General features: G+C 47.9%; 6 protein-coding genes, 1 tRNA gene and 3 rRNA genes. 6 read left to right on the top strand and 4 right to left on the bottom strand.

Translation table 11 applies throughout. From position 1 onward, the window contains the following. The 4 genes from RM811_RS05090 to RM811_RS05075 form a co-directional block, all read left to right on the top strand. A 23S ribosomal RNA gene (locus tag RM811_RS05090) occupies positions 1-125 on the top strand; the annotation flags it as partial. A 152-nt stretch (positions 126-277) separates the two neighbouring features. Further along, positions 278-393 (top strand): 5S ribosomal RNA (gene rrf / locus RM811_RS05085). A 50-nt stretch (positions 394-443) separates the two neighbouring features. Next, a 5S ribosomal RNA gene (gene rrf, locus RM811_RS05080) occupies positions 444-559 on the top strand. Between the two features lie 899 nt (positions 560-1,458). Continuing rightward, the gene (locus RM811_RS05075; RefSeq protein ID WP_402521432.1) at positions 1,459-2,862 is read left to right on the top strand and encodes an SLC13 family permease; all 1,404 of its coding nucleotides are present in this window, start codon (positions 1,459-1,461) and stop codon (positions 2,860-2,862) included. Between the two features lie 71 nt (positions 2,863-2,933). On the opposite strand, the gene RM811_RS05070 is transcribed toward RM811_RS05075, so the two are convergent. From RM811_RS05070 to RM811_RS05060, 3 genes are all read right to left on the bottom strand, one after another. Further along, complete coding sequence (locus tag RM811_RS05070) at positions 2,934-4,349, bottom strand: SLC13 family permease (protein ID WP_402521430.1); 1,416 nt, start codon at positions 4,347-4,349, stop codon at positions 2,934-2,936. Positions 4,350-4,505: 156 nt separating this feature from the next. Beyond that, entirely contained in the window at positions 4,506-5,741 is a 1,236-nt protein-coding gene (locus tag RM811_RS05065; protein WP_402521427.1) for an EAL domain-containing protein, read from the bottom strand. 143 nt (positions 5,742-5,884) lie between these two features. Beyond that, positions 5,885-6,979, bottom strand: a complete 1,095-nt coding sequence (locus tag RM811_RS05060; protein ID WP_402521425.1) for a polyamine ABC transporter substrate-binding protein — start codon at positions 6,977-6,979, stop codon at positions 5,885-5,887. Between the two features lie 33 nt (positions 6,980-7,012). On the opposite strand from RM811_RS05060, the gene RM811_RS05055 reads away from it, so the two are divergent. Continuing rightward, positions 7,013-8,104, top strand: coding sequence for a universal stress protein (locus RM811_RS05055; RefSeq protein ID WP_402521422.1), 1,092 nt, complete (start codon positions 7,013-7,015; stop codon positions 8,102-8,104). A gap of 13 nt (positions 8,105-8,117) precedes the next feature. Here RM811_RS05055 and RM811_RS05050 read toward each other — a convergent pair whose 3' ends face one another. Next, complete coding sequence (locus RM811_RS05050) at positions 8,118-8,555, bottom strand: c-type cytochrome (RefSeq protein WP_402521420.1); 438 nt, start codon at positions 8,553-8,555, stop codon at positions 8,118-8,120. Between the two features lie 423 nt (positions 8,556-8,978). Between RM811_RS05050 and RM811_RS05045 the strand changes: the two genes are divergently transcribed. After that, a tRNA-Arg gene (locus tag RM811_RS05045) sits at positions 8,979-9,055 on the top strand. The last annotated feature ends 11 nt before the right edge of the window (positions 9,056-9,066 follow it).

Raw genomic sequence — 9,066 nt, 5'->3', positions numbered from 1 at the left:
GAGACTTCCCTGGGCACTAGATGCCCCTGAAGAGCCGTCAAAGACTATGACGTTGATAGGTTGGGTGTGTAAGCGCTGTGAGGCGTTGAGCTAACCAATACTAATGACTCGTGCGGCTTGACCATATAACGCCAAAGCGATTTGAAAGACAGCTGGAAGCTTGAAGCTATAAGCTTGAAGTGAAGAGCAAAAGCCATACGCAGTAGAGTGTTTAGCAAGAACAGCTTAAATAACCGGATTCCAGATAGGAGACGAAAGTCTTTTATCAACAGTTTCGCCTGGCGACCATAGAGCGTTAGCCCCACCTGATCCCATCCCGAACTCAGTAGTGAAATGACGTATCGCCGATGGTAGTGTGGGGTTTCCCCATGTGAGAGTAGGTCATCGCCAGGCACCAAATTCTATAAATTTTTGAACGTTTGAGTTCAGAAATACCAGTTTGGTCTGAAGACCATAGAGCATTAGAACCACCTGATCCCATCCCGAACTCAGCAGTGAAATGATGCATCGCCGATGGTAGTGTGGGGTTTCCCCATGTGAGAGTAGGTCATCTTCAGGCAAAAAATACGAAAACCCCGATAGTTTACTATCGGGGTTTTTTAGTTTTGGGATTCCCCAATCCTTTCGTTCCCAGGCTCTGACGTTGTTGTAAAAAGTAACCTGAACGATCTCACATAGGTTGGGTCGAGCGAATGCGAGCCCCAACAAACTATCTGCAATGCAATCATCGGTAAAATTGTGGGGCTCACTCCGTTTGACCCAACAACCACGCAACCATCAAAGCCTGGTACTGCTCTCGAGTCCTCGGGTCCCCCTGAACGGGGAACCGACCTACAGATGACCTTTGCGTCAACCTCCTTCACGGAGATCACGACTCAGCTTCGAGTCTGGCATTTGTAAGGTTTTGCAGCCACCCCAGAGGATGGGAATGAGGCAGGTAGACGTTTTGCAAAAACCTCCGAATGAGGGAGCGAGGAAATACCTGATGAGCATGGCCGGAATATTTCCATTTACTCTGAAATCTGCAATACCGTATTGAACGTTTCTTCAAGCGTGAAGCAATTCTGGTCAATCAGTATTAATTAAAAAACTAATAACGATTCTTTTAAAAAGATGAGCAGAAAACTCCACAAGTAATAATTAATTAGCATGTAATGCTCTTTTATTTAATAAAAAATCTGGCAGTAAAGAATTATTTTTTATTGAGATTGAAAAATTAAGCAGCTTTATGACTTGGCGCAGGGCAGCCCGTAATAACATTGGGCAAGATTATTCACCAATAAAGGTGTGTTCTGGCTCTGGCAATGAAAAACTGCATTTTATGCTAAATAACTCAACTGCCTCATATAGCCAATCATAAAAAAACGACAAAAGCAGCATGCTTCTCATGGGTTGCAACGTTGCAGTTATTTGTGAGCGCATCGGCCTGTTTTTTTTGCTTATGTACGGTATGTTTAAATGACTCCGCTAAAAAAGATTGTCCCCATAGCAATCATCTTTCTGGGGCTGTTCTGCTTTCCAGAACTGGTATTCCCCGAGGGAGTGTTCTCGGTCCTGCAACAGCGGGTAATGGCCATTTTTATTCTGGCTACCTTGTTGTGGGTCAGTGATGCAGTACCAGCCTTTGCCACATCTCTTCTTATCATCATGTTGCTGGTACTGACCACATCGAACAGTGCACCCTTTCTTCTCAGGGATGGTCTGGGTGAGAACATGCTGCCCTATACGTCAATATTTAATAGTTTGGCGTCGCCTATAATCGTGCTCTTTCTGGGAGGGTTTTTTATTGCGCTGGCCTGTGCCAAGTACAAGGTAGATATCAACCTGGCCCGGGTATTGTTAAAGCCTTTTGGCCAGAAATACGAGATTGTGATGCTTGGGGTGATGATCATTACCGCCATCTTCTCAATGTTCATGAGTAATACGGCGACCAGTGTCATGATGTTAACCATTATGACGCCTCTGGTTGCCAGAATGGATAGCCAGGATCCAGGGTGTCGTGCAATGGTAATGAGTATTCCAATTGCAGCGAACCTTGGTGGCATGGGAACACCGATTGGTACACCCCCGAATGCCATCGCCTTTCGTTATTTTGTCGGTGAACACGCGCTTTCTTTTGGTGGCTGGATGCTGTTCGCCGTGCCCATCACTGTGGTTATGATTGCTTTCAGTTGGTGGTTATTACAAAAGATGTATCCATCCAGAGGTGGAGATCTGGATGTTCAGATTGACGGTCGTTTTGAGAAAGGGCTAAAGCCTTCTATTGTTTATATCACCATGGCACTGACCATCCTGCTGTGGATATTCTCCAGTGTTCATGGCATTAACGCTTATGCGGTTGCTATTATTCCCGTCGCCGTGTTCAGCCTCTGCGGCATTGTGGATAAACAGGATCTGAAACACATTAGCTGGGATGTTCTGTGGTTACTGGCTGGCGGTATCGCCATTGGTACAGCACTGGCTTCATCCGGGCTCGCCGAGTTGATTGTCGGTATGGTGCCGTTTGAGGAGTTTGGTGGTGCCACCGTTATTATGGGTATCAGTGTGTTGTGTATGGTCATGGCGACGTTTATGTCTCATACCGCTACCGCTAACCTGCTGATGCCGATTGCCATCTCCATGTCCACTTCTGTTGCCAGTATTGAAGAGATGGGTGGGCTGGTTGTTATAGGTACTGCGGTTGCCCTGGCTTCTTCATTAGGGATGGGTCTGCCAATCAGTACTCCACCTAATGCGCTTGCTCATGCGACAGGTTTGGTTGATACCAAAGACTTTATCAGGACAGCTAAGATATTGAGCCCTGTGGGTGTTTTATTGATCTTTGCTGTGCTGATGTTGATGACTTCGCTGGATTTCTTCTAGTTCGCTCGGATTGTTTTCTTCAATTCACGACGGAAATCTCTATTTAGAGATTTCTGTCGTCTTTTCAAGACTTAAAAATAACCGGTCACTCCTAACAGAGTAATCATTGCGAAAATCAGCAACACACCAATGGTGCTGATGAACTTACCGGTCTTAATGAAATCTTTGCTGGTAACCATGCCGGTGGCATGGGCCAAAGCATTGGGCGGTGTGCTGATGGGCAGCGACATGCCCATGGAAGCAGACAGGGCGACACAGATGACCATGATGCTGATGCCACCGTAGCTCTCCAGTCCACTGAGAACGGTGGCGACAGAAACGGCAATAGGCATCAGCAGGTTGGCCGTAGCGGTATTTGACATAAACGTCGCCATAACCATCGACACAACGGCCATAAGGAAGAGCACAACAAAGGTTCCCATAGTATCAAAGGGAATGGCCTGAACAATGGCGCGGGCAAGGCCGCTTTTTTCAAGGGCATAGCCCAGGGCAATACCACCGGCAATCAGCCAGAGTACATCCCAGTTGATTTTTTTAATGTCGTTGGTATCGATGATGCCAGACAGGGAGAAAACAATGACGGGTAATAAGGCGACAGTGTAAGAGTTTACGCCGTGAAGGCTGGATGTTGTCCACAAAAGCACAGTGGCTGCTGTGGTTGCATAAACGAGATAAGCTTTCGGGGACCTTTCAAAAGTGCAGTCAATTTTAACGGCCAGTTCCCTGATGTTCCCGGGGTAAAGTTTCCGCAACAGAACCCAGGCAATCATAATCAATGTCAGTGCCGTGGGAACAGCAAACAACATCCACTCACCAAAGGTGATGGCATGCTCACCGATTAGATAACGAAAGGCAATGGCATTTGGAGGAGTGCCTATGGGGGTTCCAATACCGCCAATGTTCGCAGCGACAGGCACCGCCATAATCATACCTTTGACGCCATTATCTTTAGTATCAACGTCGGCCAGCAGTGGTGTGAGTAGAGTGAGCATCATGGCCGTTGTGGCGGTGTTGCTCATAAACATGGAGAAAAAAGCGGTAATACCCATAAGCCCGAGCATCACTTTTTTGTAGTCACTGCCAATGGGCTTTAACAGAACCCGGGCCAGGTTGATATCCAGCTTGTACTTTGTCGCGGCAATGGCAATAAAGAACCCGCCAAGAAAGAGTACAATTACCGGTGCAGCCAGGCTGCTGAGAATCTCCTTGTAATTGAGCATATCCTCCGGGTTTAACGCTTCTCTCAGGAAATACGGGCTGGTATTGGAAACGGTAATGGAGAGTAATCCCAGAATGAGCAATGAGGTAGCGTAGGCAGGAACAGCCTCAGAAACCCATAGCAGGGTGGCCATCAGGAAAATAGCCAGCACCCGTTGCTGTTCAATGGTGATATTGGCAATGGGGATAAACTCAGCAGGGAGAAAAAAAAGGCAAAGGAAAGAGGCTGTAATAAGCGACAGCTTGATGATGTTTGACATAGGCGTCATTGAATCCCGAGTCAGTTTAAAATTATTAGTGGTGCTGATGATGCATTAATGGCGCATCGAACATACTGAAGCAGGTCAATGAAAAATGATTTTCAAAATATGAAGCTGGATTCAGGCAATAAGTGCAACAGGCTTACTCTTGCTGGAATGGAGTGGTCAAAGATTGGGTTTAGGCGGGGTAATGGGTTGTCTTTTCTGCCATTCCTGCTCCCACTGAGAGAGGGTTTCTGCTGGCATGGGTTTGGCAACAAAATAACCCTGTGCCAGGTCGCAGTTAAGTTCGAGAAGTAACTGCCAGTCCTCGACCGTTTCAACACCCTCGGCAACGGTTTGCATATTCAGGTTATGGGCAAGGTTGATATTGGCTTCGACGATGGCTTTGTGGGTTTTGTCGTGGCAGGCATTGGAAACAAAAGAGCGATCAATTTTCAGCTCACTGAACGGGATCCGGTTCAACTGCTGCATACTGGAGTAACCGGTACCGAAGTCGTCAATAGAGAGTGAGAATCCATGCAATTTCAACCGTGCCAGTGTTTCCAGAGACAGTGCAGCATTTTGAATCAGGCTGCTTTCAGTAATTTCCAGGGTGAACAGCTCCGGTGGAATGTTCAGGTCTCGCGTCTTCTGAATGAGGATGTCGGGCAGGTCAGTGTTGCTCAGTATGGCTGCTGACAGATTGATGCCCACGGCTAAATTCCGTCCTTCTACCCGCCAGAGGCGAGCCTGCTCAAGCGCCAGATCAATCATTTTCATGGTCATTGGGGCAATCAGGCCGGAACTTTCCATCATGGGGATGAAATGTACAGGTTCAACCACGCCAATCTCCGGGTGGTGCCAGCGAGCCAGTGCTTCGACAGAGACCATTTGGCCACTTTTCAGTAACACTTTGGGCTGATAATAGAGAACAAACTGATCCTCTTTAATGGCTTTTTCCAATTCTTTTTCATCAAACAGTAACTCTTTGGGAACTGCAGGCTGGGTGGTGTTAGCTGCCTGTTCAACAAAATAGAGCTCAAGTAACTCCCTGAGGCGGTTGCGAGACATCGGTTTGGATATATGGCCAAGTACCACGAGGCCGTGTTCCATTGCCATATCTTCGACAGTACGGATCAGGGCCACATCCATGGCACTGAGCACAATTACCCCCTGGGCAAGCTTTTGCTCAGCGAGATGACGGATAAACTGGATACCATCCATGCCGGGCATATCCAGGTCACAGATGACGATATCAACAGCCCCGCTTTCCTTTAAAAGCTCTAGTGCGTGTTCACTGCTTTCAGATGTCATTAGCTTTCTGACATTAAGGCCAGACACCGTTTGCTCGGCCACCATAAGCTGGAAGGGGTGATCTTCGAGAATGAGTATGCTGAGAGAATTGATTCTGCTATCCATGTCCAAACCGGCTTAAAGTGATTCTTATCTTGTAAAGTATGGCGTACTGGACAGATTCAGGATGGAATTTTTTGAGAAAATGGACAAGAGGCGAGGAGACAGTTACCAGAAGGGAGCCTCTTCTGGTAACTGTTTGAAAGGTATCAGGTTCCAGACTTGATTCTGGACCACTCCCGGGTGATGTAGCGCTTCAGCTTTCTGGGCAGTTCTTTGAAAACAAACAGGTTCTCCATGGTTTTCTGATCTGGGAAAATACCCGGGTCATTCGCCAGCTCAGGATCTACAAACGGCAGTGAAGCGGGTACCGGGTTCGGATAAGTAACATAATTGGTTATATCCGCCATCACCTTTGGCTCCATCAGATAGTTCAGCATCTTATGTGCCGCATCTTTATGTTTGGAATCTTTCGGGATGGCGAGCATATCAAACCACATGGCCGCACCTTCTTTTGGTACTGAATAGTGAATATCTATACCATTACCGGCTTCCCTGGCGCGATCACGGGCAATCATGGCATCACCAGACCAGAGCAGGGCGACACAGATATCGCCGTTTGCCAGATCAGACAGTGAACGAGAGGAGTGATAGTAACTGATGTAGGGTGCGACAGACTTCATTTGCTCAACGGCTTTTTTATAGTCGTCCATCTTCAGGCTATCACCGGGAATACCCAGGTAGCCCATAACTGAAGGAAGAACCTCGCTGGGTGCATCCAGAAAAGCAACGCCACACTTCTGCAGTTTCTTCATGTTTTCAGGTTCGAGAATCAGCGCCCAGCTATCCACAGGTGCGTCTTTTCCTAACACCTTTTCAACGGCGGCTTTGTTGTAACCAATGCCGGTCGTTCCCCAGAGATAAGGGATACCGAAGGTATTGTCTTTATCAAAGTTATCCGAGATCGCCTTCATAATGGCGGGGTCCAGGTTTTTCAGGTTAGGCAGTTTAGACTTATCCAGCGCCTCGTAGACACCCGCCCGAATCTGGGTTTTATAAAAATCATGGGAAGGAGAGACCAGGTCAAAACCACTCCGTCCGGAGAGCAGTTTACCTTCAAGGACTTCGTTGCTGTCGTAAACATCATAAACGACATCAATGCCTGTCTGTTTAGAGAAGTTCTCGACCGTGTCCTCAGCGATATAGTCACTCCAGTTATAGAAATAGAGCTTCTCATCCTTGTTATCTGAGGCCTGAACCTGGGCAGCACAGAATAGTGCGGCAACGATGAACAACTTTTTCATAAGCGTGCAGTGAACCTTTGACAGGGGAATAAATTGGAGCGGAATTATATAGCAGGAGTAGTTTTCTACAAGCGTTCCACAAGCCTTACGGGCAGAATCTCAGGCAGAGCGGTCAATTCCTGCGATACTGAGAAGGCTTGTTATCGGTTTGAGAGTACGTTGATGCATGCCTTTCGTTCAATCCTTCTTGTAGTGACCCGGCAACACACCTCTGATATGGAGCTCCAGCAGGCCTTTCGTCTGGCATTGGATAATCGGGCGACATTGCTGATTGCCCTGTTTGACCAGAGCCTGGAAACCCTGCATCACCTGCAGTTCATCCCGCTGGAAAAAAGGCTGGAAGACCACCTTCGACAGCAGCTGGCAGAAGAGCTGGAGCAACTGAAGGCGCTGGCCTGGGAACAGGGAATTGAAGTGGAGACTCTGATCGTTCCCGGCCGCCCCAGGCTGGCTATTCATAAAGTGATTAAGGAATATCATATTGATCTGGTGGTCAAGCTGGCTGATGCCAGTGGTGCCCTGGCCCGGAAGCAGTTAACCGGAAATGACCTTGCCCTGCTCAGAAAATGCCCCGTACCCATTCTGATGATGGCAGACCGGGAGCAGCTGCCAGACTTCAATGGCAAGGTTATGGTCGCCATGGATGCGGGTAACCCTGACTCCGGTGCCCACGACCTGAATCGTACATTATTACAATATGGTGTTTACCTGGCCAGTCAGGAGAATGCAGCGTTGCACCTGGTCAGCGTCTGGAATGTGCCGCTGGGCCGACGTTCCCTGAAAACATTATCCGATGAAGAGCTTTATGAGTTACAGGAAATCACCCAGAGGCGCTACCACAACAAACTTCAGGAAATCATGCAGGAAGTTGGCGTTAAGGAAAGTGATGATAAACCACCGGTTACTGTTCATTTGCTACAGGGAAATCCTGCAGCCGGGATTCAACAGCTGGCCAATGAGCTGAATGTGGATGTGATTGTGATGGGAACGTTAGGAAGACATAAGGAAGGTATTCTGGTGGGCAATACTGCTGAGAACATTATGAACAGCATTTACTGCTCAATATTGGCAGTAAAACCTGAGGGATTTATCAGCCCGCTGGCAACAGAAGCTGCCAGCCGCTGATGATTTCAAGAGATCAGGGCTTCAGGCCGCTCATGTACTCAATGGTGGTGCTGATCTCTTCATCGGTACAATCCATACAAGTACCTTTGGCCGGCATACTGCGGATACCGCTGATGGCATTGGACAAAAGGCTGCTGAAGCCGCCAGCTTTTTTCTCGGCAGCCTGCCATGCAACACTATCGTCTTTTTTGGGAGCGTCTAACAAGCCGATGGCGTGACAGACGGTACAGAACTGGCCATAAATGGCATCACCACTTCTCGGGCCACTGCTGGTGCTTACTGCTGCAATGCCGGCAGCACTGGCACATTCCTCACCAGTCACGCAGATGGAGCCTATAGGAGCAATACGCTCGCTTATCTCACCACGAGTAGTTGAATCCAAGTCTGTAGCTGGTATGGCAAAGACCAGCGACGTGAATAGTCCCCCGACTAACAGAATCAAAGCACGCATATGAGTTCCCCGTGACACTCGCTTGTCCTCTTCTAAGGCGATCAATGGCTATCTTTTATTAAGGCGTTGCATGAGTTGAAACTGCATGAGCTAAAACAGCACCGTACCCGTTTATAAGCTTTCGCCAGTGTAGCCGAATTATTTTAAGCTCTGGGATTATAGATCAATCGGGCATTCTAAAACAGTGGTTTATACGGTTCGGGCTTCGGTAATTCTTTGTGTTTTGTCGGTGGTCGGTACCGGTTTTAGCTATTTCTTTTATCAGCACTTCCCCCGCAGGAAAAGATAGAAACTCTTATGATGTGAGTAGGGTAAGTCAGTGTTTTGGAATTGGTGGGGCATAGAGGTAAAAAATTATGGACAGTCCAAAGGTGGATCAGTATATTGTCATCCGCTAGAGTCGCTGTCTGCTGCTCTTGAAGTGCACCCGTAGCTCAGCTGGATAGAGCGCTGCCCTCCGGAGGCAGAGGCCAGAGGTTCGAATCCTCTCGGGTGCGCCAATAAAATCAAT

The sequence above is a fragment of the Endozoicomonas sp. genome, assembly GCF_031844845.1.
Classification (GTDB): domain Bacteria; phylum Pseudomonadota; class Gammaproteobacteria; order Pseudomonadales; family Endozoicomonadaceae; genus Endozoicomonas.
Note: the sequence above shows the minus strand (reverse complement) of the source record. Positions and strands in the feature narration are given on the sequence as shown.